The following is a 26,609-nucleotide window of genomic DNA, read 5'->3' on the forward strand; positions in this document are numbered from 1 at the left end:
GAGTTAGTAAAATCTCCTCATACGATTCCTTTAAAAATTTGTATATGTGTAAAGCTTTTACTCATAATACAATATTAAGGAAGATCGACTTCGTGATATGTGTAAGAATTACCTTTTAATTGCACTAAATTATCATTAAGCGATTTTTGTGCTATTCGGGTAAATTATAGTAAGTATATGCGAAGGACAGAAGTCGATGATATTTAGATGAAAGTTGTAAATATTTAATCATTTCATTTAAGTAAGTAGATCATTGAAGTCACGATGAATATAACATAGTGGACGCTATGTCAGTAAATTGTATACAAAAATAAGCACATAATTACTGTAATTATGTGCTTATGTAATATAATTAAGAAGGATGATCTTAAATTAATCCAATTCGTTTACAAATCAGTTCAATTTCTTAGAATTTGACTTACCTAAAGTGAAATTGAAGTGATAATCTCCAGGTTTTAATATATATTCTGGAAGAGTAAGTGATAATGTCCCGCCTAAACCGGCTTGCACTAATCCTACATTAACAGTATAATATTCTTCAGCTGTCAACTCGTATTGATGCTTCGCTTCTCTTAAATTATCTGCCGTATATTCCCAAATTGAGAACTCTAAAGTTGGAGCACCTTTAAATAAAATGCCTTTGTTTTCTTTATTCGATAATTTCACCCAAGACGTTTCTGTTCTATTTCCATTTTCCTGAGGCTTCACATATGGATAGAATATTTCTTTTGTATCTAACGAATACACTTGTTTTATTGCTGCTCTTTTACGATCTGCGTAAGTTTCAAATGGACCATTACCATAATATTCTGTAGAAACATACTCTTTACTCAATCCCATAGTCATCCCAAAATTGATCAAATCATTCACTGATTTATCAGCTGATAGATACAAGTCAATTTTAACATCTTCAGGAGTCACCGTATAGATTGTTTTCAATTGTACCTTATCCTCTAATTTCTGCATCACTTCTATCTCCACTACTCCAGCATTTTCATTAACCACTTTCACATCTGTAGATGTCCATCTTTGATCAATGTCTTTCCAGAATTCCTTCGATTGACTCATTCGTTTTGCATCAATTCCTCTCACATCGTTATCAATAGATGGCCTCCAGAAATTAGGCTTCATAGGGCGTTCTAAGATTTCAGTATTTTCAATTTTATAAGAAATCAATTGACCGTTTTCTTTAGACACTTCCACTTGAACAATTCCATTCTTCACTTTAATGACTTTATCTGTAGTATCCAACTCTCCTTTTGCCTTCTTAGCGTACTTCACTTTGCTTGTTTCAGATGCGGATTGAATCAATAATTGCTCATGTGCAACATCAAACCCTTTTTCACACCATAAACGATCTTGTTTTTCCAACATTTTTATGGTGATGAAATATTCTTTGTCTTGCGATTTCTTTAATTTCTTGATCGGCAAGATGTAGTCTTTTGATTTTCCTGCTTCAACAGCAACATCAGAAAGTTCGCCTGTTTTAATTACTTTACCATCTTCCAACACCTCATAGATTATTTGATATTGATCGAGGTTAGTATGTGTGAATCGGTTAGTAAACTTCACTTTGTTTTCAGCAACATCCACCCATTCAATGGCTAATGGCTGATAAACATATTTTACCTCAAAAGCATGAGGATGAGGCGTTAAATCTGAAGCAAACACCCCATTAATACAGAAGTTCTGATCATTTGGAACATCACCAAAATCGCCTCCATAGGCATAGTAATCGACTCCATTATCACTTTGAGTTAAAAGGCCTTGATCTCTAAAGTCCCAAATAAATCCACCTATCGTATTTGGCGTTTTTCTGATGTGATCCCAGAATTCACCCAATCCACCAATAGAGTTCCCCATAGCATGCATGTACTCACACATAATAATTGGGCGTTGGATGTTCGGATTCTGCGACATATGAATTAACTGTGCCTGATTTGGATACATACGGCTTACCACATCAACATATTGTGGATCTGTCGGATTGGCCATGGATTCCCAGTTTTGAGAAGTATATCCTACATTATCATTCTCTACATATTCCGGATGAGTTGGATCTCCTTGTGCTCCTTCGTAGTGTACAAAACGACTAGGATCAAAATTTCTTACCCAACCTGCAGCTGCTGCAAAGGCTGGACCTGTACCCGATTCGTTACCTAATGACCATGAAACGATACATGGATGGTTTTTATCTCTTTCGACCATTCGCATCACACGACTTAAAATCGGTGCGGCCCAAGACGGTTGGTGTGGAATATAACTCCCTAAGTGATGACACTCCACATTGGCTTCATCCATCACATACAAACCGTACTTATTACATAATTCTAAGAAATAGGGATCGTTTGGATAGTGAGAAGTTCTTACTGCATTAAAGTTGAACTGTTTTAAAATTCTCACCTCTTCTTCCATGTCAGCTCTCGTCACCGCTTTTCCTCTTATAGGATGATGATCATGACGATTTGCCCCCATAATTTTTACAGGAACATTATTCACTAATAAAGCATTGTCCTCGTCGAACTCAACTTTTACAAAACCTATTTGATGACTTCTAGATTCAATTGTTTTCCCATTGGCATCTTCTAAAGTCAACACCAAAGTATATAAATTAGGAGTTTCTGCATTCCATAATGCTGGGTTTTTCACCTTCCCTTCAAGTAATCCAAACTTAGGCAAGTCTCTAGCTGGCCAACGCTGTTTGAATACATACTCCGCATTTACCTGCATTGGTTTCTCTAATACAGGTTGATTTTGAGTATCAAATACTTGCCCTTTAATCGTATAGTTTTTTAATGATTTTTCATCACCCTCCATCCAAAGAGTAGGACGAATTTTTATAGTAGATTCTGTCAAATCCTCATTAAATGATGTCTTCACATGGAAATCGTTAATAGCTACCTTCGGCTGTGACAATAACATCACTTCACGATGGATACCACTTAGTCTCCACATGTCCTGATCCTCTAGGTAACTTCCATCTGAATATCGATAAGCCTGAACAGCCACTTTATTTTTTCCTTCCTTTACGTAATCGGTAATATCAAATTCTGCGGCTAGGCAGCTTCCTTGACTATAACCTACTTTTTCACCATTTACCCAAACATAAAAAGCTGAGGTAACTCCTCCGAAATGAAGAATAATGGATTCATCTTTAAAGCTTTCTGGCACTTCAAAATCTCTATAATACGATCCAACAGGATTGTCTCTATAAATTTTTGGTGGAAGTGGCGGTTGAGGACCTTTCCAATCGTACGTTAAATTAGGATCAAGAATATTGGGCGTAAACGGATAAGTGATATTGGTATATATAGGTTGTCCGTGTCCTTGCATCTCCCAATTTGATGGAACAGGAATTTCGGTAAAATCTTTGCCATCAAAATCCATCTCCATAAAACTCTTAGGTCTCAGTTCTGCCTTCGGGACAAAATTAAACTTCCAAGTACCATTCAGCGACATCATTCTAGATGTTTTTCGGTCTCCTTCTAATGCCTCTTGTTCTGAATAGTAAGAATAGGATGCTACCCTTGCAGGAAGTTTGTTGATTTCAAAAATATGTTCGTTCTCCCAATCATTTTGCCCCATCACATTGAATGCGAAGAGCAAAAAGCTGAGACTAAAGAGTATTTTTTTCATTGTAATAATGGTTTTAAAAAAAATCTACTACCAATCATGCACAGTGTTAGTAATAGATTATAGAATTTGACAACACAATTATATCATCAAAATTTAGCTGTAATTAAGGGTCTTTCAAGAATAAAAATGACTGTACGGACGTTTCACTGAAACGTCCTTTAATACCAATTCATATTAATAGCATAAGCCCCTTGCTTTCAACTTTACTATTAGTTTTTGACTAGTCGTTTAGTAATCCATTGTCCATCGATGTTTACTCTCACAAAGTAAACTCCATTGACTAAATTTGAAATATCAATTGCTTTATTTGCTTCAATTTGCTCATCAATTAATACTTCCCCAATGATGTTCATTACCTGTACAGGTGTTGTTTGACTTACCCCCTTAATTTTGAATAAATTGTTCGATGGGTTCGGATACACAACAACATTCTTTTGACGCTCAGTATCTATTGATGTCACTTGATCAACAATTTTGACAGCAACTGGAGAAGTCATTCTCACTTCTTCATTCTCGTCTTTTGTTGAATTAAAAATAGCATCGATAGTGTAATAATGTCCATCTTCTAAAGAAGCTGAAAGTTCCACATTTTGTAGGTTGAAAGAACCTACAACATCACCGGCTGAACGTCCGTTTAAGATAGCTTGAGATGTAGCAACTACCTCAACAATATCTCCATTGGTATCTCTTTCCTGCAATTCAAAGTCCATTTGATAAGTAGAACGATATCCACTACCTGCATCAAAATAAACATTGAAGTTCATGCCTCTATCCTTACCAAATTCTTTTCCTTCGTAGGCTTTATCCATCACAACTTGAGGATCCGATTCCCATACTCTTACATAGCTGCAAAGCATTTCAGTTGGGAATCCTTCTGTAGTTGTTTCTTCTGGAACGGGTTTTCTCACTCCATTTTCATCGTATTTCACAAATGGACTTCTTAGGCCCATCGATACAGTTACGTACATTGGTAAGTGCCAATAAAGGTTTTCTTTTCTTCCTCTTTCAATACCATCCACATACCAAATAATAGAGTCTGCTCTGTTAAGTACTCCATAAGTATGGTAATCGTCTCTCGGGTCGAAATCTGCATACCATTTATTCTGAGCAATTTCAGGAGTTTTATGTGGACGAATCTGAATCAATTCACCATTTTCTCTTGCAACTGCGTGAAGGTTCATATCGATGGCTTCTGGACCTTCCCAATCTCCTGTTTCAAAACTCCACTCTCTTTGCGTCAATTCGACAACATCGATCTCACAATATTTCGCTTGTCCATCTTCTGTCGGATCTGGCTGATTGATACTGTACAACCAAAATGCTGGAGAAACACCTGGGAATCTATCCGCTCCTTTGATACGAGCTTCAAAATATCCATAAGTAATCGGCTTATAATTTCTGATAATACCCGATTTATAGTACAACTCTTCGTTCTGACCATAATCAGTATTTCTGCGATGTGTTTCTTGAATCATTTTGATCTTTAACTCACCGTCCTCCACATAAGCTAGAGAAGGATCCCAAGACCATACTCCCCAATCGTTCGGATCATTATTCCATTTTGATTGATCCATATTTTCAAACTCATCCGTCATCTCTTCTTGAGCTTTCCATTCCATGAATGGGTGAGACACTGGAGTTTGTGCTAAAGTAGTCGAAATAGAGGCTACCAATCCTAAGATTGGTAGCAAAAATTTATTTGTTAAGTTCATCTGCATTTCTGTATTTATCCATACGATCGTTGTCGTATTTCTCAAATTGTGCTTTTAATTGCCACAAAGGTCTTTCCAGGGTTAACTCCCAGTTATACAACACCTTAAATAGCTCTCTTAATTTCTCTGGCTCTTGATTCGCCAGGTTGTTTTTCTCAGAAATATCGTCTTTTAGATTATACAATTCTGCAGGACGATCTGAGAAACGAAGTAGTTTGTAATCTCCACTTCTTACAGCTGCTCTTGTATTGATTTTCCAATACAATACTTCGTGAGGTCTTTCTTTATTTTCACCATTGATGTAAGGTAGTAAGTTCACTCCATCCACATCTTTTAGGTCTTTCACATCTCCGCCACCTGCAGCATAAAAAGTAGGTAATAAATCAAAAGTACTTACAGGGAAATCGAAAGTTGTTTTCTTTTTGATTTTGCTTTTCCATGTCATAGTAAAAGGCACACGAATACCTCCTTCAAGTTGATTGGATTTTGTACCTGCTAAAGGATAGTTTACAGAAGCATTTTTATCAGAAGGTCCACCATTATCGTTTGTAAATACAACAATCGTATTCTCATCCAATCCCAACTCTTCTAATTTATCCATCACTTTTCCAGATGCTCTATCCAAAGCCCAAGTCATGGCTGCCAATTCTTTTCTTTTACCTTCTAAATTCGGGAACAAAGCCAAATCTTCTTCAGTGGTTTCAATCGGAGTGTGTACCGCATTAAAAGCCAAGAAAATAAAGAAAGGCTCATCTTGATGTTTCTCTATAAAACTGATTGTTTCATCCGCAAAAACATCTGTAGCATATCTGTTTGGTTCTTCGAAGTTTTTGAAGTTTCTCTCCATACGTTTGTCTGGATGAGGGAATTGCTCGTAAGCAAAGTAACTTCTATCTCCACCACGGAAACCATAAAACTCGTCGAATCCTCTTTTATTTGGATGAAATTTATCTGCATCTCCTAAGTGCCACTTCCCATAATAAGCAGTAGCATATCCTAGATCTTTCATGTACTCGCCCATTGTTTTTTGATCCAAAGGCAAGCCCATTTCCACATCCAAATATTTAGAAGCATCAGACATATATCCTGGAACATTGTTTTCTACATAACCAAACTTTTGTTGGTATTGTCCAGTAATTAAACCCGCTCGAGAAGGCCCGCATACAGAGGCAGTCACATATCCCTGAGAAAAGATTACCCCTGAATGTGCAAGCTTATCGAGTTGGGGGGTTTTGATCTCTTTACTTCCCTGAAAACCGAAGTCTGCATATCCTCCGTCATCAGAAAAGATCAAAATAATATTAGGTTTATCTGTTTTTGTTTTCTTTTGTGCAAACAGTGTGTTTACTGTTACACAAAGAACCGCTAGTAAAGTCCATTTAAGTCTCATAAATTCTAGATTTTTCTCATTGTAAATCCTTAAAGAATCCATCATTAAGGTGAAGTAAAATTACATCCTCCTTACTGTAAACAGTAGTTGTTTTTTATCATAGATATATACTTTTTTACCTACATCGCCATTCTATATTCGCGTGGCGTTTTTCCTATAATTTGTTTGAATTGTTTATTGAAGTTTGTGATGGAATTAAATCCAACTTCGTAGCACACATCACTAATCTGATAGCTCTCTTGCACCAACAATCTACTTGCATTTCTAATACGCACTTCGTTTAGATATTGCTTAAAAGATTTGTTCGTCACTTTCTTAAAGAATCGGCAGAAAGAATTTGATGTCAAACATGCGATATCAGCAATTTCTTGCAAATCGATATCTTTCTCGTAATTATCAGAAATGTATTTTAATACTCTGTCAATGCGATCCGAGTTGGAGTCGTTCGACTGTCGCATATCTGATGTAGATAACAACTGCTTGCCTTCTGCTGTAGAAAGTTTAAGTAATAAGCTTAATAAATGAATAGATTGTTCTGCTGTAGACTTATTCAGACAATCAAAGATTTCTTCTTCCAATTTTAACCCTAACTCTTTAGGAAAACTTACTCCGTATCTAGATTTCTCTAAAAGATCATTCACCATTGAGAAAGCAGGCGTATCAAAAGTACCATTACCAATAAAGTTTCTTTCAAACTTCATAACCACAATACTTACCTCATCCGTTTCATCTTCGTTTTTCCAAAGGTGTGGCAAGTATGGACCAACTAATACCAATTCTCCTTCTGAAAAGCTCCCTACGTTATCTCCAACAAATCTTACCCCTTTGCTTTTATGAATGTAGATTAGTTCATACTGTTGGTGGTAATGCCATAATGTATCATGACAAGCTGTTTCTTTTTTAGATACACAAATTGTTTTGTTGTCCTTTACCTCAGAATCTTTAAATACTAATTTCATGTCTTTGTAATTTAGTCTTTCTTCTATAGTACCCTTACAGCAAGAAGAAGAGAGTTAGTAATTCATTTCATTATTTATAAGCTTCGGTGTTTCTTTTATAAAGCTTATTAGTTGATAATAATTTGTTCCGATTTGATAATGTAAAGGTCACACTTATAAAATATGTTGTGTATGTAAAGCGTATCAAAAATGTAGGAATACGTGTCATTTTGCGTATCAAAACAGCCTATATGAGCCAAAAACAAAAGGTTTCATTTGTGACACGTAAAAATACATTTGAGGGAAAGTTGAGTTTTTGGTGGTTTAAAAGACTAATTAATTGGTTTAGCTGATGGTTCGTTGGGACGTTACGATGTAACGTCCGTACAAATTACCTCATTAAAATATTGTTGTATAATTTCTATAAAAAATATCCTGTACGGACGTTGCATTGCAACGTCCTCACAAATTCAGGGATAAAAAAACCCACGGATCAACCGTGGGCAAACATATATGTAGAGTATATGTATCATCAGATGATTATTGAACTTCTGATGAAATTAATTTTTCTAAGCTTACTCCTTCACCACCTTCTTCGTTACCACTTCATTCAACGTTTCAAATGCCAAAACATAAATACCTTTCGGTAGATCTTTGACATCTATCTTAATGATGCCTTTCTCTTTTTGAACTGTATGAAGTAATGCTCCAGATAAATCGAATAATTTGAGAGAACCATTAATTAAAGATTCTACAGAATAAATATCTGATGTTGGATTAGGATATACTTTCCAATCTACTTTGCTATTAGATCCTAAATCAGTCGGATGGTCGTTATCTGGATATTCTTGTTCAGGATATTCATCGTCTGGGAAAGGATATTCGGGGAAATCTCCCTGATTATCATTTAAGAATGAAATATCATCTATAAATAGTAAAGCATTATCAGATTTAATATCAGATGACTGAATACGAATTTGTAATCTGTCGCCGTTGATCAAGCTCGGGTTAGAATCAAATGATCTGTTGAAAGGCACCTTCACCTCTACCCATTTTCCTTTTTCAAGGGCAGAAATATCAACGACTTTTACCAACCATGGATTATTGAAGACAAATTCGATGTTATCAACTGTGGTATTTTCATCAATAAATAGATGGAAAGTCAATTCATTATCACCTGCAGGTAAATTGATGGAACCGTAAGGAGAGAATACAGAGTAATTTCCTGAATAAGGAGCTTGATTCTCATATCTTAAACTAAATTTTCCAGATAAAGCCTTATCGTCTTTCATTCTCCATTTTGATGCAGCAGACGACCACCAATTCACACTTCTACCTTGAAAATGAAACGGTCCTTCGAAACTTAGTGCATCAAAGAATGAATGGGTTTCTTCCTTTTGCCAAATTCTTACATAATCTATGATAAACTCAGCAGGTTGTTCTAAATCTGCTTGATTTGGCAGTCCATACCAAGAGAATACTTCGGAATCCAACCAAATTTCTTGAGGGTAATCGTATTTCCACTGATCTTTTGCTTCTAACTCTTCTTTAGTCACAGATTTGATTAAATGACCATTGAAATAGATCTTCATAAAGTTTTTATCCCATTCAAAACCGTAAATAAAGAAATCACTTGCTAAACGCTCTTTCATTACTTCTTCTACCTTCCATTCTTCATGATCGGCGGCTCTGTCTGGATCCCAACTAATCAGGTTGGTTCTGTATTTATATTCTAAATTTTCTGGAGTATTCTCAGGATTACCAATGGGTCTTTTTCCATAGTTCTCGACCATGTCAATTTCACTATGATAACCCGTCGTCCAAAATGCAGAGGTTACTGGAGCATCGGCTATTTTACATTTGATTTCCATATAACCATACTGAAAGAAAGTTTCACTCATAATACAAGCTTGAGTGATAGGTTTACTTAAATCAGCCGCTGTAGATGAACCACCATAATAAACATCGTCATTCTTTTCAGGAGCAAAATCGAATGTTGGCTCCCACTGACTTCTTAAAATCAAATGACCATCTTTAACTATTACATTGTGAGGAGCAAACTGACCAGGGGCTCTACCTTTCCATTTTGTTCGGTAATCGTTATTCTCACCTAAAATCCACCACTTCGTTTTATTTAACTCTGTTCCATTAAATTCGTCGCTTGCCCATTTATTTAGAATCCACCCATCAGCATTTTCTGGATCAGATACTGGGTTAATTTGTGCGAATGTTGGTTGTATTGATAACAGGGCAATTATACCCAAGAATAAAAATCTCATATTCTAGCTGTTTTTACTTCTGTTGTTTAGTATCTCACAAAATTAACTGCTCAATACTTGAAGTAATTCATCAAAATTAACCTAAATAATGAATATTTAAACAGGTATTTACCTAAAATTCTGTCGAATGTGAGCTACTTCACATTTGGGGGAGAATTGTATTGTTAAACTTGTATTATCCAACACAACGACTTAATCCAATTGTAAATCACTCTCTTAATTCATTCTAATAATGGATGAATTTTTTAAACACTCATTTATAATGAAAACTATTCAACTCCTATTTATCGTCCTAAGTATTTTTATGTTTACAGCTTGTTCAGACGACGAAAATGATGATCCTGTTAACCTTCCAGCTGCTAATGAATTTACAGTAACCATAGAAAACATTGCTGAGGGAAAAGATTTCTTTGCTTACGGAAGTACTGGACTAATTACTCCAGGAAACTCAGAAAGCTTCAGTTTTAATGCTGGAAAAGGGCATTATCTGAACTTTGCGACCATGTTTGTTCAGTCTAACGATTTATTCTACGCTCCATCTGATGCTGGTATTGCTCTTTATGATAGTGATGGCAATGCAGTAACAGGAGATATTACTTCTCAATTCTACTATTGGGATGCCGGTACGGAAGTAAATCAAGAGCCCGGTGTGGGTGCTGATCAAGCACCAAGACAGTCAGGTCCAAATACGGGTACTGCGGAAAACGGAACCATTCAACTACTTTCAATGGTAAATGACGGTTACACGTATCCGACACTATCTGATGTCATTAAAGTATCAATTGCTCACGATGGCGGTACTTTGTTTACAGTTACAGTAGAAAATAAATCGAATACAGCTTCTTTGGCAAGTCCTTTTGCTCCGGGATCGTGGGTAGTACACTCAAGCGGTCAATATCCATTATTCAAAGATGGTGCAACGGCAAGTAGTAATTTAGAAGGGTTAGCAGAAGATGGCAACCTGGAAGGTTTCAATACCACTTTAGGCGACAATTCTGGATTGGTTTCTCCTTTTGCTCCTGGTGCTTATTCGGTAGGTAAGACAAATGAATTATTTATGCTAGGTCAAACATCAACAGAAGCTTTAATGGCTTTAGCTGAAGATGGAAATGCTTCCGGTTTTGCTATGCATTTCAATACTCCTGATCAAGGTGATAGCCCTGCCCCAATATTCCCGAATCAATCGTATTCTTTTACTTTCACTGCTGAAGAAGGTGATTATTTATCCCTAGCAACTATGTTAGTACAGTCGAATGATTGGTTTATAGGTTTCGATAACTTGAAATTATACAATGGATCAACACCTTTAACTGGAGACATTACAAATAGCCTAATGGTATTTGATTCTGGAACTGAATTGGATGAATATGCAGGTGCAGGTAACTATCAAGCGCCAAGACAACCTAGTGCTAATTCTGGTATGGACGAGAATGGAGTTGTTAGCATCGAGAACGATTTGAGTTCCAATGTTCCCGATCTTTCGCAAATGGTAAGAGTGACCATCACTGCAAATTAATTTTCCATATAGAATAATAGCAAAAAGGCCGTTTCATAAATATTTGAAATGGCCTTTTCCTTTAATTATCTTCTATAGAGGATGCATATTTTCCAGGAGTCACTCCATAATGATCTTTAAACAACTTACTAAAGTGAGTTCTACTCTTAAAGCCTGTCATGATGATCACATCATTCACAGAGTTTTCTTTATTTAAAAGATAAGCAGCCGCCTTCTTTAGTTTATAGGTTCTGATGATATCCTGAGGCGTAGAATCTGTTAAAGCCTTCACTTTTCTGAAAAACTGACTTCTACTCATATAAAGTTCTTTAGAGAACTCTTCTAAATCGATGTTTTCGTTCGTCAAGTTCTTTTCTAAAAGCTTATATAAACGCTCTAAAAATTCCTTATCGGTATCCGATTGTTCTGTTTTCACTAACGGAAGTGGAACTTCTGATTGAAAACGATCTTGAATCTTCTTCCTATTTTTATAAACACTTTCGAGAGTAGCTACTAAGTGTTTCATATCAAATGGCTTGGTGATGTAAGCATCTGCCCCTACTTCCATACCTTCAATTTTAGCATCAGAAGAAGATTTTGATGTCAACAAAATCACTGGAATATGTCCTGTTTTCACATCATCTTTAATCAGTTTACACAATTCTAAACCATCCATCTCAGGCATGATGATATCACTTAAAACTACATCAGGCCATTCTTTATCCAATGCATTGGCTAGTTCTTGACCATTTTTAAAAGAAGTGACTTTATAAATCTGACCTAAGATATTGACCACGAAGTTTCTCAGATCGATATTATCTTCTGCATAATAGATATGCATATCTTTATTCTGATTCCCCTTCACAATAGAAGAAAGATCAAAACTTTTATCGATCACTCTTTGCTTTTGCTCGTGAGTCTCCGTATCAATAATTTCTTGTTGACGGGTCTCCTCGATTGCTTCCAAACGCTTGGCATTCACAGGCAATTCCACTGAGAATTTTGTTCCTTTCCCGATTTCGCTACTCACCTGAATTTTACCTCCATGTAGTTCAACAATCATTTTAGATAATTCTAAACCAATTCCTGAACCTACAGAATAGACTTCTTTGGTTTCTGATTGATAGAAACGAGTGAATATATTTTTTTGATCTTCTTTTGATATACCTACCCCGGTATCTTCCACAGAAAGAAAAATTGTTCCTTTCTTTACTTTATAATTGATGAAGATAGAATCACCTTCTTTTGTAAACTTAAATGCGTTATTCAATAAGTTATTGATGACTACTTCCAGCTTTTTAGCATCAGCAACCAGCTCTATTTTATTGGCCTCTCCATTCAGAATCAACTTCTTACCCGTATCATTGGCTAACTGATCAAAATCTCTTTTAATATCGCTAATAAAATAAGTGAATTCGAAGCTTTCAGGTGTAAGTTTTAATAGGTTTTGATCTGCTTTCCTCACCTCATGCACTTGTTCCACCAATTGGAACATTTTCTTCGATTGTCTCTGTATCAAATCAATATGTTGGAAAGCATCTTTGTTATTTTCAAACATATTTTTCAACACATTAATTGGTCCATTGATGAGTGTTAGAGGCGTTCTAAATTCGTGAGAAATATTCATGAACATCTTCAAGCGGGCGGCATCTAATTCTTTCAGTTTATTCTTCTCTACATGTTCAATCTGAAGTTTGTACTCTAATGATTTAAATCGGATGATCGCCACCATGATAGCGATAATTAAGATAGCTGCGATAAGAAAATAAATACTTTTAGCCAATTTGGTTTTCCACCAAGCTTGTTTGATGATAATTTTTAGATGCTTTGGTGTTGACCATTCATTTTGAGCATTCGATGTTTGTGCCTCAAAATTGTATTCTCCTGGAGGCAATAAACTATAAGTAGCTAACTTATTATTGGAGGTCGTCACAAACCAAGAGGTTTCTTTGGGTAGCAATCGATACCTCAATCCATGAGTATTGGAGTTACCAAAATGAAGTGAAATCAACTCTATGGAAATCGATCCTTGATCGTGATTTAAAGTGATTTCGTTGGTATCTTCTAATGGTTTTTGTAGTACTTCCTGCTCTCCGATCCCTGCTTTTTGATTATGTATTTTTAGATCACCAAATAATAATTTTGGCGTTTCCTGAGATACATTTACCCTTTCCGGTTGGAAGTAACAGATCCCGTTATTCCCACCAAAGATCATCAAACCACTTTTTAACTTTGTCGAAACCACCTCAAAAGAAGCAGGTACTAAACCATCTTTACTGGTGTAATTGGTAAATGATTTCGTCTTAGTATCAAATTGATTGATCCCTTTATTTGTTGCAATCCATAAATGATTTCTCATATCGAATTGAAAGGTCATCACATCATTATCATCTAAACCATCTTTTTCAGAATAGCGATCAAAACAATACTTTCCTTGTTCTTTTCTTAACTGATTGATGCCGCCTTCTAGCACTCCAATCCAAATTTCTTTATTCGGTAATCTTTGGATACAAGTGACATCATTCCCTGATATCGAACAACTATCGTTAGGGTTATTTGTGAATGAAATAATTCCATCATTATCAATTTCTTCGGGAGTATAATTTAGTTTTATCAAACCATTATTTGATGTACCCAACCAAATACAATCTTCCAATGGATCAGGATAAATCACATTTACATTAAAATTGATGTCATATGGAATATTACCCAATTTTTTTATGGTACTTATACGATTTAATTCTCCATTTTCATCTAATTTCAAACGGTAAAAAGCATCTAAACCTGCCAACCATATATCGCCATATTTGTCTTCTGCAATCGCTCTAGTCCCTTCGTTTGCGAACCATTTAAAATCTTTGTTACTGACTAATTTCCAAGGGGAATTAATGTTCTTTTTCTTAAAGATTCCATTTCGTCTACTGCCTCCCCAAATCTGTCCCCTTTGGTCTTTGAGTACTCTAGTAATTATCTGATTATTGATCGATGGTTGTTCAAATCGCTTGTAAGTACCTTTATCAATATCAAATAACTTATTGAAGTTGGAGTTAAGAGTTACATATACTTCATTATCATCGTAAGCGAAAATGTTTACGACCTGACTAGAAGAATTATCTACCACATTCCCTTTCAAGGCCGAATATTGAAAAGCTCTATTTTCACTTAAAAACTGAAAAACACCTTGATTAAAACTTCCTATCCAACCCCCACTTTTGGTAATCAACAGGCTACTTAGACGGGTAAAATCTTCTGAAAAAGTATATTTAATTAAATGCTGATTGATGTTCTTAAAATACTGAGGATCCGTAATCATGGCTATCTCATTATTTTCTTTCATCAACCATAAAATACCTTCTGGACTTAATTGAACTTTAGAGTAATATTGTTCTTTTAAAATGGTATTCACCCACTCTAATTTCCTAGTTTCTTGGTCGTATCTAAAGATATATAACGATTTATAACTCAGGACATAAATATTTTTATAACCATCAAAAGTAGCGTCTACAGTATAATTCACATATTCATCACCTACTAATTGATAATCACCACTTTTAAGATTTAATAAGTAAAGTCCATTATTAGTGGTAATTAACACATCATCTTTACCTAAAGAGGTAATATTACTCGCAATTAATTTTTGATTTAGAATCGATGTCGGTTTCCATTCTTTAAGGACTGAATAATTGTATTTATCAAGTAAAATCACCTCTGCGCTTCTTGTTAAGCAGGCGATGTAATTACTCGTTTCAGAAAAATCTTGAATATAAAAGTTAGAAATTGATGTTTTTGATTCTTCTTTCTCTAAAATACTTGAAAAAGAATCCAACTGATGGTAATAAATAGAAATGCCTTTTTCTGTTCCAATAAGGAGATTATTTGATTCATCTTTAAACAACTTTGTAATTCTATTACTTACTAAACCTGGATAATCTTGTTCGTAGTAAGTTTTAAATTCATAACCATCATATTTATTCAATCCTTTAAATGTACCTACCCAAATCAATCCAGAAGCATCTTCTTCCAATGCAGTCACGCCAAAATGAGACAATCCCTCATTATAGGTGATGTGCTTCGTAATGTTAATACCAAGGTGATTTGTCTGTCCAAATCCAATTGAACTGATAAAGAAAAATAAGACTAAAAATAAAGCCGTAAATCGACGGATATTAAGTTGATAATCAATAATCACTATTAGGGTAGTTATGTAGTTAACCTGAATTCGTTGTCGATAAATATAAAAATCAAAACAAAAAAAAGATATCTAAATGAATGCAGTTTCATCAATATTAACGAAAACCAAGCATAATTTATCTACTATCAGTAAAAAATGGAATAGGACTATTTTTTACCATAATCTTGTTAAAATTGAGGAACAATATAATAAAATCACCTAATAAATTGCGACTAAATAAAACAAAAAGTTGGTCGAAAGTATCAATGGTATGTATAAAAAATATTTAGTGGCGGTGGGTTTCATGTTTGGATGCAGTCAAGTACCTGTAAAAAACGAACAAGCTCAACTTTTAAATAAAAATACGAATACGCTTTTACCCTTAACATTATCACAAAATGAAGAAGATAAATGGACTTTGATATCCGAATTAAGTGATGAGTTTGATAACAGTGTATTGGATTCCAATAAATGGTTTATTCAAGGAAAGAACAATGAATATCATTTATGGAAAGGAAGTGCCCCTGCCCAATTTAATGGAAGCAATACTTACCTTGATAATGGTAAGTTAGTTATAGAAACAAAATGGGAACCTCAATTCGATTTTTCTCAAGAAAAATTTAATGGTAGATCCTATGAGAACGTCACTACAGGCGGAATAGTAAGTAAAAATAAATTTCTATATGGATATATGGAAATTAAATCGAAAGCGGCTCTTTCCACAGTAAGTAGTTCATTTGGAGGTAGAAACAAATACTCTGAATTTGAATTATTCGAACAAGTGGGTGCTCCAAAGTTTTATAAAAAGAGATCTGACAAACATTACAATATGTCGATCTACAGTTTAGAAAACAGCAACGATTTAAACAAAAAGAAGATATTTAATTATCCATTAGAGGCCACAGATAGCATCAGTAAATTTCATGTGTATGGCTGTGAGTGGGATGAGAATGGAATTAAATATTTTGTCGATGGACAATTGATTTTTGAAGCGGATTATGATGATTTAGGCAACAAAAATCTTCTGACAGAACCTATAGAAATATGGGCTAATGCAGAAACTGTCCCTTATTTTGGTTTGCCTTCTGAAAGCGATCTACCTTCATTTTATGAGATCGAGTATATCAGAGTTTGGCAAAAGAAAGAATTGTAATCACCTATTTATGATTAGTCATAGAATCAAATACATATAGTTAGTAATAATAGAATCATTTCATTTCAAAAAGATTTAGACGTAAGTGTCTAAGAAGATTAAAAAAAGGCATCCAAATTGGATGCCTTTTTTTGTTGTATGGTATTTGAAATTTATTGCTATGGTTATAAACTTGAAGTACACATCATAATGCTATTTTTGCTGTATTACCTTCCCATCCTCTATTGAACTGTTCCATTAATTCAGAAACCAATTCTGGATTTTGCTCGGCAATATTCACTGTTTCTTTAGGATCTTTCTCGTGATCGTATAATTCGATAAAAATCGGTTCTGCTGTTGTGTCTCTACGATCTCTCCACACGACAAAATTGTAGCGTTGTGTCTTCATAGAATAGCCCATGAGGTAGTTTTCGAAAAATTCTCTATCCCACTTATCACCCATCACATTAATGATTCTTTCTTCCACATCTTCGATTAATGGACCGAAATACGACTCACGCATTCCTTTTGATAACGGATTTGCTGCCCACTCTCTTAAAGCTGGCGTTGGGAAAAGGGAAAAAGCTGCAGACTTCCATTCCATTGTTGGATTTTCTAACAATGGAGCGAAGGATTGTCCTTCTAAATGCGACGGTTTTTCTAAACCTGCTAAATCACACAATGTAGGGTACATATCCACCAATTCTACCAAAGCATCGGACTTCATGCCTCTGCTTTTATCATTTTGATTGGGCGTCCAAACCACTAACGGTACTCGTGTAGATATATCGTAATTTGTTGCTTTTGCCCATATGCCCATTTCCCCTAAGTGGTAACCATGATCAGACCAAAGCATCACGATAGTATTGTCCAACATGTCTTTTTCTTCCAATGCCTTCAATACTTTACCAACTTGTGCATCGATATAACTAGCGGTGGCTAAATAACCATGCTTAAGTGTGCGTGCTAAACTATCGGGAAATGCTCCGTATTTTGGAATATTCGAACGTACTCTCATTTCGAAAGACGCATGCAATCCCATTGGTGCTCCGTTTAATGGACCTGTATGTTGATTGGATAAAGTGATTTTATCCTCATCATAAAGGTCCCAATATTTTTTTGGTGCTAAAAAGTCTAAGTGAGCCGCCACAAAACCTAATCCCAAGAAGAGAGGTTTATCGCCATCTTTGTGCTTTTTGATGATGTCGACAGCCATATCAGTATTTACTCCATCGATATAAGCGTTGTCTTCTACATCAACACACTCATAGGCTGGACCCATGCCTAAACCATGTTGTTTTTTGTATTTCTTCAACATCTTTGCCTTGTTTTCTGCAAAGATCTTTTTGTTGTCCGGATCCACGTATTGCTCTACCAACGTTTTCACTTCGTAGGGTAAACTTGCATAATCAGGCTCTTTCGACCATGACCTTCCCGGATCGTTGTATTTTCCATGATACACTTTACCACAATTGATGGTCTCATAACCATTGTTTTTGAAGTGTTCAGGTAGCGTTAAAATGTCTGGGTTTTCGTCTCTAAAATAAGTGTAATTCTCTATTACGTTAATCGTTTCTGGACGAGCCCCTGTCATTAAACTAGCTCTTGATGGACTACAGATGGCTTGTTGACAATAGGCCTTATTGAATTGTAATCCTTGACTCGCCAATCGGTCGATGTTTGGAGTAATGGCTAATTTAGAACCATACGTTCCCATTTCTGGTCGAAGATCATCGAATGAAATAAAGATGACGTTTGGCTTTTCTAATTTGTTAGATTTTTTGCTTGCTACTTTTTCATTACAAGAAAAAATAGAGAAGAGTAAGCAAGGAATTAATATGAATTTATATTTCATTTATATTTTCATTATAAAATTCCCGCAGTGACGGTGCATTGCAACGACACTACAAGAATATATTTCTACACTTCTTGGGGAACAGTAGAGTAGTATGCATTTGCTATGGCTTCGAAGTGTGCTTTCAATTCATCCGCTTTATCTTCTGCCATCAAATGTTTAGGGAATAAAGATCCTCCCATACCTACACCGTATGCTCCTCCTTTAAAAAATTCGGCGATGTTTTCTACACCAACACCTCCTGTAGGAAGTAATTCAATTTCGTTTAATGGTGCTTTCACATCTTTCATATACCCTACTTTAAACTGAGTATAAGGGAAGATTTTAACTGCTGTTGCACCTGCCTTCCACGCTTTATAGATTTCTGTAGGCGAAAATGATCCAGGGAATACCGGAACATCTAAAGACTTACATTTACGAATAACTTCTTCGTCCAAGATAGGTGTTACAATAAATTGAGAGCCTGCCGCTAATGCTTTTTCAAGATCATTTAAATCGCAAACTGTACCTGCACCTACATTAATTTCAGGATATTTTTCGGCCACATAAGCAATCAAATCTGTCGCTCCTTCCGAGTTCATTGTGATTTCTAATGTGGTGAATCCTGCACCAATGTATAATGGAACGATTCTGTCGATCGTCTGTTTGTCAATTCCTCTAAGGATACCTACAACTGGTAATGCTCTAAACTTCTGCGCTGAAAAAGTACTCATTTTCTATATAATTTTTTAAGATTAATTTCTGACCGTTTATCAATGAGTATTCTAGAACTCCGTCTTCAAAAGTTTGGAAATCTACCCCTTCTAAAACCTTCAGTGCCTCGGTATACAATAGTGATAATACACCCGAAGCTGCCATCTTAATCGGTAGTTTCTGATCTTTCAAATAAGAAAGTTCATCCCCAATCAATAAACCGCTCAAAAGGTAGAAGTTTGATGTTTTAATTTCTTCCTCAATTTTACCCAAAGCTGACTGATTCTGCACTTGTTTAGCCCGAATGGAAAATAAAGAGCTTGTTAGCCACCCATTGATGCCTTTTCGAACACCTTCAACGAAGGATTTCTTGGCTTCATCGGTAAAATCGACCTTCTGAATAGAGTCTTTCAATATGCTTTGTGAAGAAATCAACTCGAACAATTCGCCCGTCATAAACGTCCTGAATGTTTGATATTGTCCCTCACTAAAAAGTAAATGCTTACTGTGGGTTCCCGGAAGTAAGAGATAACAATCCTCCTCTAAAAATTCTGTCATTCCTAACGCTTGCACCTCTTCTCCTCTCATGACGTCTTCTGTTGTTTTCACTCCAGAAATCAATAAAAGATCGATGTTTTCCGTTAGTTGTAACTTTTCAATATTTAGAGATTCATTCTCAAAAGGAACTTCTGAATAGGATAATTCTTTAAGCCCAATCGATGAAGTAATCATACCACAAGCGACAATTACTATTTGCTCTGTTAAATCTGTTACTTTAGTAAGTTGCGAAATCAGATACTTCGAAAAATAAGCTTGCTGATCTTCACTTTCACTTGATAGAAACTGTTGATACAACTTCTTCACTCCCATCTCCGTTTTGTGTTCTTTGATCACTTCCAAAGTATCAAAATCAATCAAACGGATGCGGAAATTGGAGGTCCCCCAATCACAACTTACAAAATGTTTTGGCTGTTTCATCTACTGTTATTTACTTGAAATGTCAGTGATAAATGAATGTGGTTTGTATATCTACCGAGTAGCGATAGGTTGAAACCTATCGTTAAGGATATGAGTTGATTTCTAGTGTGTTGCAAGAACTTTTTTATTTCTTGAAACAGACTTTTCAATCATTTTTTAAGAGAGGTTGAAACCTCTCTTATTGGACCACACTATCTTCATTTACAACTTTCTAGAGATACGCTTCAGCACCAAATAGTCATCCAAAGCGAACTTCGAACAGTCCATACTAATACCACTGTTTTTCACTCCTAAGTGAGGCAAGTTGATATCGTATTTCACACCGTTTTGTTGTACTTCACCAAATTCCAACGACATCGCTACTGTCTCCAATAACTCCTCGTCTTCTGTGAATACGTAAGAAGCTAAACCAGCAGTAGAATCATTCGATAGCTCAATCACTTCCTCCAACAAGTTGAATTTCATTACTACGCAAACGGGACCGAAGACCTCATGCTGAAGGATACCTGCCTGACGGTTTTCCATCTCGATCACTGTTGGAGCAAAGTAATTTCCTTCACCTTCGATCTTATGTCCACCTGCTAGGATCTTTCCTCCTTCTCTCACACACTCATCTACAAAGTGTTGTACGGATTTCACTTGTGCTTTATTGGCAAGCGGTCCCATATTGATACCTTCTTCCTGGAAGAATCCTAGTTTTGCTGTCTTTGCACTATCAGTTAGTCTGGTGATGAATTCATCATATACTCCTTCCTGAATGAAGAATCTGTTTGGTGCTACGCAAACCTGACCTGCGTTTCCTCCAAACTTGATGGCATTGGTGATGCCCAAAGCATCTTCCATATTGCCATCGTTGAACAGAATAAATGGAGCATTACCTCCACATTCCATAGAGTATCGTTTAATCGATGTTTTCACCGATTGTTCTATTAGTTTTTGGGCAGTAAAAGTAGAGCCAATCATCGTAATTAAACGAGGTATTGTACTTTCACACAATGGGATTCCCACATTTTTACGGTCACCACAAAGTACTGTAATTACACCTTTAGGGAAACCTACCTCGTGGGCTAGTTCTGCTATAATTAATGAGGAAATGGTCGATGATTCTGATGCTTTGATCACGATCGAACATCCTGTAACCAATGCCGGACCTAGTTTAAAACCAAGGTTCAACAATGGGAAGTTCCAAGCGAGGAAAGCTGCTACAACACCCAATGGTTGATACACCATTCTATGGGAGTGAGTGCCCGCACGGTCATCGATAGTAAAGTTCTCCTTGATTCTCATTTCATGGGCATAGAATTCTAAGGAATCCGTAATACTCTGAAGGTCTTCTCCTGTTGCCTCCCAAGTTTTACCCATTTCATGACAAACTGCTTCTCTTAGACGATCGCCGTTCTCCAGCATCTTCTCACGAAGTTGAAGTACTTTTTCTAAACGCTCCTCTAAGGGAGTATTCGACCATACTTTGAAACCCGCTTCTGCAGCATCCAAAGCACGAAGCGTGTCTTCTTTTGTCGCTTGAGCGATTTCACATATTGGCTGATTGTCGTGTGGACATAAAGCCATAAATGTATCACGGTTGGAGCCGTCTACAAACGCTCCGTCGATATATAATTTTTTGCTTCCGAATTTAAGCAAACTCTTTTCTACTGTCGATTGCATATTTTTCTAGGAATTCTTCGTTTACTTCTACACCTAAACCTGGAGTGTTAGGTACTTTTATTTCACCATTGATCACTTCGATGCTTGGTACCGTTACATCGTCTCTCAATGGATTTTCTGTGCGATCCAATTCAATCATTGGTGCGTCCATGTACATTCTGCCTGGGTTTTTATCTAGGTTACCCACAAAATGCACGGCAGCACTGATCGCAATCCATGTTCCCCATGAATGAGGTACAATATCTTTATGGTAAGCTGATGCCAAAGCCGCAATACGTTTTGCTTCTGTCAGACCACCTGTGGCTGCAATATCAGGTTGGGCAATATCCACACAATCGTTATCAAACAGTCGTTTGAAACCGTGTTTATGATATTCACACTCACCACCAGCAATTGGAATTGTCGTGTTCTCCTTTAGCTTTTTATAACCGTTGTAGTCTTCAGGGTGAACCGGCTCCTCAAACCAACCAATATTCAGATGCTCAATCTTTTTAGCCAATTCCAATGCTTCTCTATAATTGTAAGCATGGTTGGAATCGATCATTAATTTCACATCATCACCCAGTGCTTCTTTAAGCAGATTTACATAATGCAAGTCCTTTTCAAGACCCAAACCTACTTTCATTTTTGCTGCTTTAAAGCCACTTCTTTTGTAGAATTCAGCTTCTTTTCTTAGATCATCATCCAAGGTTGGTGAATCTGTAAAGTAGAAGCCTGTAGCATATGGGTGAATTACTGGATTCTTTACGCCTCCAAGCAATACTGAAACAGGTTGGTTCAACACCTTCCCTTTACAATCCCAAATCGCTAAATCGATGGCTGAGATTGCCGCGTTAAAGATGCCACTTCTACCAAAATCAAGTGATCTTAGGTACATCACTTGCCAAATTTTTTCGTTTTCCAAAACGTTCTCGCCAATCACGAAAGGTTTGAAAAACTCTATCCCCTGCTTGATCATATCCGCAGGGCCATAACCTTCTCCCCATCCGTATGTTCCGTCTTCCAAGGTGATTTTCACCAAACAGATTTTACGTGAGGCGTAGTGCCACTGGGAAAAGAAAAACGGTGTTTCTAAGTCCTGTGACAATACAAAAGGTTGAATATCTATTATTTTCATTTTCTTATTTTTTAAGCATTCGCATACCCCAACACACAGATCGCAAAGATCAACACACCCAAACCACCTAATAATATCTTAAATGGTCCACTTGCATTCTTCCACTCTCCAGAACGGTAACCCCATACATTACTCACGATTAGAGAGATACCCAACATCATTGGCCAACCGACTACAGGGCCTAAATCGCCCATGGCTGCGGCTCCTTGACCGTATACTCCCAAGGCAGCAAACCAGAATAAACCAGCGGCTACTGACCAGAAATATGCTTTCTTGCCTCCTGCTACTTTAAATGATCCAAAAGTGTTATTCGATGCCATTTTGAATAAGGCAAAACCTGCATTCATAATGTAGGCACCGATAAGTACCACTACCCAAGCGACCAAACTAGCATCTGTTGGATTTGCTCCATATTTCGTTGATGCCAATTCTGCTACCGGCAAAGCATTAGAGAAACCTACGTTTAACAAAGCAGATAAAACACCACTTGTAACAGCAATAGCAACACCTGTCTTGATCGATTTTTTAGGAGCTGTTTTCGGAGGAGCAGCTACTAGCACATCTCCATCTTCCTCTACTTCTTCTTCAGCAACTGCATTTTGTACTTTATCTCTTTTTACCCCGGCTATGGCAGTAATACCAACACCCACAAGTAAGAAAGCAACACCTACTAATACTATATTAAAATTGGCTGGCAGTTCTTCCATTTGGAACATCGGAATCAAAGAGCCTACCGAAGCAGCAAGACCCATAACGATACCGTAAGTAATACTCACACCAGTGTATTCTACTGATACACCGAATAGAATACCACCTATCCCCCAAAGAAAGCCAAATAACATTGCCATAAATAAGACGTTTGTTGCCGTCTCAGAGATAATAGTAAATGTTTCTGGTACTGCGATGTAAGACCAGATCATTGGGAAAGCAATCATTGCCACCGTTGCGTGAACGATCCACCAATTCTCCCATTTAACGGGAGCGATATGTTTCATTCCTAACCCAAATGTACCCTGAAAAAATGAGGCACATAAGATTAAGACAATAGCTAAAGTATTCATTGTTGTTTATTTATAAGCTCAACTCAGATGAGTAATTGATTTAATACCTAGAAAGGACGTTGCAATGCAACGTCCCTACTAGATTATAAGTTATTCCAGATCACTGGTAAGAAAACAGTCATTTCTGATTGTCCTCTATTTGACCATGAGAAGTAAGGTACCATTTTGATTTTAGCGTCTTTAAAATCTGGCTTGCTTACTTTAGAGTACATACTCGACTCAATCTTATGATCATTTCTAATCAACATAGGTGCTTCAATTGTAGCCACACCTCCTAATAGATCTTTGTTGTAGTTTACTTTAAAATCAGAACCACCTTTCACATAGATGTCCAAGATCTTAGTATCTTGAGGTAGATCTGGTGTTTCTACACAGTACACAATTGGTCCACGTTTAACAGCTACTTGATTTCTCGCTTCCTCTACTAACGGATTGGCCTCTACTAAAGTCACCTCCATTGGCATATCAATCGTAATGATGTCTCCTTTCTTCCAAGTTCTATTAATTACTGCAAACTCTCCCGCTTTTACTTTAGCATCTACAGCTTCACCATTAACTTTCACCGTAGTTCCATATGCCCAATCTGGAATTCTGAACATCATATCGAAAGGCTTTTTCTTTGCTTTCTCTACCGTGATGTTCACTAGACCTTCCCAAGGGTAATTCGTTACTTGGTTTAAGATCAAAGTTGATCCATCTTCTAATTTAGTTTCTAATCTGTTTCCTCCATAAAGATTCACTGATATCCCATTTTCAGATAAACTGTACGCCCAGTTCGACGATTTTGCTACCGTTCTCACAATGTTTGGAGGACAGCAGAAACATTCTAAATAGGGTTCTCTATGAGGAGTTTCTGTATTTGTATTCGATTCACCATACTCTCTAGCACCATCCACCATTCTTAATGGATTAGAGTAGAAGTAGTCTTTACCTTCGATCGAAATACCTGATAAACCAGAGTTGAATAATACCAATTCCATAATATCAGCATATTTAGATTCACCGTGTAAACCTAACATTCTGTAAGAGAACATAGAATTACAAACGTTGGCACAAGTCTCGTTATATGCTGTTGTGTTCGGCATCATGTAAGCATCGATAAAACCTTCTTCGATTTTATCCTTAGAAGTCGATGCACCATAGTGTGCCTGACCTACCGCACCTGTAACATACATTTTCTTGTCTGTTACATTTTCCCAAAGGCGATCCAATGCATCTACTAATGCTTTTTCACCTGTCTCTGCTGCAACATCGGCCGCACCTGCGTAGTAATATAATGCCAATACAGCGTGACCTACTGCTTCTTTCGACTCACGAAGTGGCACTCTTTCCTGTACCATATCACCGATAGGATACCCAACTGTTTCCGGTGTATCTTCAATTTTATAAGTACCTCTATTATTGATAAACGTCTCCGCTAATTTCAAGTACTTCTCGTCGCCGACAGTTCTGTACATTTCTACCAATCCCATGATTTGAGTTTGGTTGAAACCAAAACGACCGTATCTTCTTTCGCCAGTACTAAATACAGAATACAAGTGGTCTGCATGCTTAATAGCGATATTTAAGAAGTTATCTTGTCCCGTAATTCTATGGTGAATACAAGCCGACGTTAATAAGTGACCTGTATTGTACATTTCGTGGTACTTACGGTTTTCGTAACGATCCACTTTATCGTTTAATTGCACTTGCGTTTGTAGGTATCCATCTTCAGCTTGTGCTTTAGCGATGATCTCGATGTAATTATCGATTTCCTTTCTTAGGTTTTCATCACCGTTTTGAGCGTATACATACATTGCCGCTTCCATCCATTTGTAGAAGTCACCGTCATGCCAACGCATCCCTTTGTGCTTCCCATCTTTTAATCCGGCTGCAATTTTAAAGTTGTTTAAGGCATGTCCAACCTCACCAGTCAACACCTCACCCATATAAGGAACCATTGCGTGTTCAGCGGTATGGAATCTGTCTGCCCAAAAACCTTCTGTCCATTTACAATCTCCGATATTAATGGATTTTAGCTCTACATGCTTCGTATTTTGTTGTCCAAGGATACCCTTGTTTTCTTGTGCTACCGACGATGTACTCACCATCGCTGCTGCACAAATAACTGCAAGTAACTTTTTCATTTCTATTATAAGAGTTATTGTTAATTATCTATTTTGAATAGCTGCCTTAACAAATTGAATAAATTGTATTTTTATTGTTTGTTCTATTTAATTCTATTGATGTGGGATCTAGAATTATCTACAACACAAAATTAATTTGAGACAGTTCGAAGCGGGTTTCTTTGCATTAAATAATTGTTGCAATGGGTAAAGGGGTGAAAAATTGATAATGAAAATTTGGGCTACCAATACGGCCTATTCAACAGAAAATCATGGTTTATGATAGTATAAAAGTGATTTATTTAGATATACTAAGGGGGTTTTTAGGTTGTTTTTTATGTAACTATCCGTTTTAACTTAAAGTCACATCAACGTTTTTCTC

Annotated in this window: 15 protein-coding genes; 2 read left to right on the plus strand and 13 right to left on the minus strand. The window is 36.5% G+C overall.

The annotated features are described in order from the left end of the window. Positions 1–393: 393 nt before the first annotated feature. The 5 genes from KMW28_RS27650 to KMW28_RS27670 form a co-directional block, all read right to left on the minus strand. Entirely contained in the window at positions 394–3,636 is a 3,243-nt protein-coding gene (locus KMW28_RS27650) for a glycoside hydrolase family 2 TIM barrel-domain containing protein (RefSeq protein ID WP_169665590.1), read from the minus strand. Between the two features lie 209 nt (positions 3,637–3,845). Further along, positions 3,846–5,327, minus strand: a complete 1,482-nt coding sequence (locus KMW28_RS27655; protein ID WP_169665592.1) for a family 16 glycosylhydrolase — start codon at positions 5,325–5,327, stop codon at positions 3,846–3,848. Between the two features lie 4 nt (positions 5,328–5,331). Then, complete coding sequence (locus KMW28_RS27660; protein WP_169665594.1) at positions 5,332–6,738, minus strand: sulfatase-like hydrolase/transferase; 1,407 nt, start codon at positions 6,736–6,738, stop codon at positions 5,332–5,334. Between the two features lie 119 nt (positions 6,739–6,857). Next, on the minus strand, positions 6,858–7,697 hold the full coding sequence (locus tag KMW28_RS27665) for an AraC family transcriptional regulator (RefSeq protein WP_066215574.1): 840 nt from the start codon (positions 7,695–7,697) through the stop codon (positions 6,858–6,860). A 554-nt stretch (positions 7,698–8,251) separates the two neighbouring features. After that, on the minus strand, positions 8,252–9,955 hold the full coding sequence (locus tag KMW28_RS27670; RefSeq protein ID WP_169665596.1) for a T9SS type A sorting domain-containing protein: 1,704 nt from the start codon (positions 9,953–9,955) through the stop codon (positions 8,252–8,254). A gap of 262 nt (positions 9,956–10,217) precedes the next feature. On the opposite strand from KMW28_RS27670, the gene KMW28_RS27675 reads away from it, so the two are divergent. Further along, positions 10,218–11,471, plus strand: a complete 1,254-nt coding sequence (locus KMW28_RS27675) for a spondin domain-containing protein (protein WP_169665598.1) — start codon at positions 10,218–10,220, stop codon at positions 11,469–11,471. A 61-nt stretch (positions 11,472–11,532) separates the two neighbouring features. Here the strand turns inward: KMW28_RS27675 and KMW28_RS27680 are convergent, their stop codons facing one another. Next, positions 11,533–15,639, minus strand: a complete 4,107-nt coding sequence (locus tag KMW28_RS27680) for a hybrid sensor histidine kinase/response regulator transcription factor (protein WP_169665600.1) — start codon at positions 15,637–15,639, stop codon at positions 11,533–11,535. A 232-nt stretch (positions 15,640–15,871) separates the two neighbouring features. Between KMW28_RS27680 and KMW28_RS27685 the strand changes: the two genes are divergently transcribed. After that, complete coding sequence (locus KMW28_RS27685) at positions 15,872–16,774, plus strand: family 16 glycosylhydrolase (protein ID WP_169665602.1); 903 nt, start codon at positions 15,872–15,874, stop codon at positions 16,772–16,774. 184 nt (positions 16,775–16,958) lie between these two features. On the opposite strand, the gene KMW28_RS27690 is transcribed toward KMW28_RS27685, so the two are convergent. From KMW28_RS27690 to KMW28_RS27720, 7 genes are all read right to left on the minus strand, one after another. Beyond that, complete coding sequence (locus KMW28_RS27690) at positions 16,959–18,608, minus strand: sulfatase (protein ID WP_169665603.1); 1,650 nt, start codon at positions 18,606–18,608, stop codon at positions 16,959–16,961. A gap of 65 nt (positions 18,609–18,673) precedes the next feature. Further along, positions 18,674–19,321, minus strand: coding sequence for a bifunctional 4-hydroxy-2-oxoglutarate aldolase/2-dehydro-3-deoxy-phosphogluconate aldolase (locus KMW28_RS27695; RefSeq protein ID WP_169665604.1), 648 nt, complete (start codon positions 19,319–19,321; stop codon positions 18,674–18,676). Beyond that, a complete protein-coding gene (locus tag KMW28_RS27700; RefSeq protein WP_169665605.1) occupies positions 19,293–20,279 on the minus strand; it encodes a 2-dehydro-3-deoxygalactonokinase in 987 nt (328 codons plus the stop codon). The genes KMW28_RS27695 and KMW28_RS27700 overlap by 29 nt, the downstream gene beginning before the upstream one ends. A gap of 201 nt (positions 20,280–20,480) precedes the next feature. Beyond that, positions 20,481–21,944: an aldehyde dehydrogenase family protein gene (locus KMW28_RS27705; RefSeq protein WP_169665606.1), complete on the minus strand. Its 1,464-nt coding sequence runs from the start codon at positions 21,942–21,944 to the stop codon at positions 20,481–20,483. Next, on the minus strand, positions 21,913–23,061 hold the full coding sequence (locus KMW28_RS27710; RefSeq protein WP_169665607.1) for a mandelate racemase/muconate lactonizing enzyme family protein: 1,149 nt from the start codon (positions 23,059–23,061) through the stop codon (positions 21,913–21,915). Before KMW28_RS27710 ends, KMW28_RS27705 begins: the two co-directional genes overlap by 32 nt. An 11-nt stretch (positions 23,062–23,072) precedes the next feature. After that, positions 23,073–24,122, minus strand: coding sequence for an L-rhamnose/proton symporter RhaT (locus KMW28_RS27715; protein WP_169665608.1), 1,050 nt, complete (start codon positions 24,120–24,122; stop codon positions 23,073–23,075). An 83-nt stretch (positions 24,123–24,205) separates the two neighbouring features. Continuing rightward, positions 24,206–26,248 (minus strand): glycoside hydrolase family 127 protein, encoded by a 2,043-nt coding sequence (locus KMW28_RS27720; RefSeq protein ID WP_169665610.1) that lies wholly within the window; start codon positions 26,246–26,248, stop codon positions 24,206–24,208. Between the last annotated feature and the right edge of the window lie 361 nt (positions 26,249–26,609).

Origin of the sequence: Flammeovirga yaeyamensis, from assembly GCF_018736045.1 — a bacterium.
Classification (GTDB): Bacteria; Bacteroidota; Bacteroidia; order Cytophagales; family Flammeovirgaceae; genus Flammeovirga; species Flammeovirga yaeyamensis.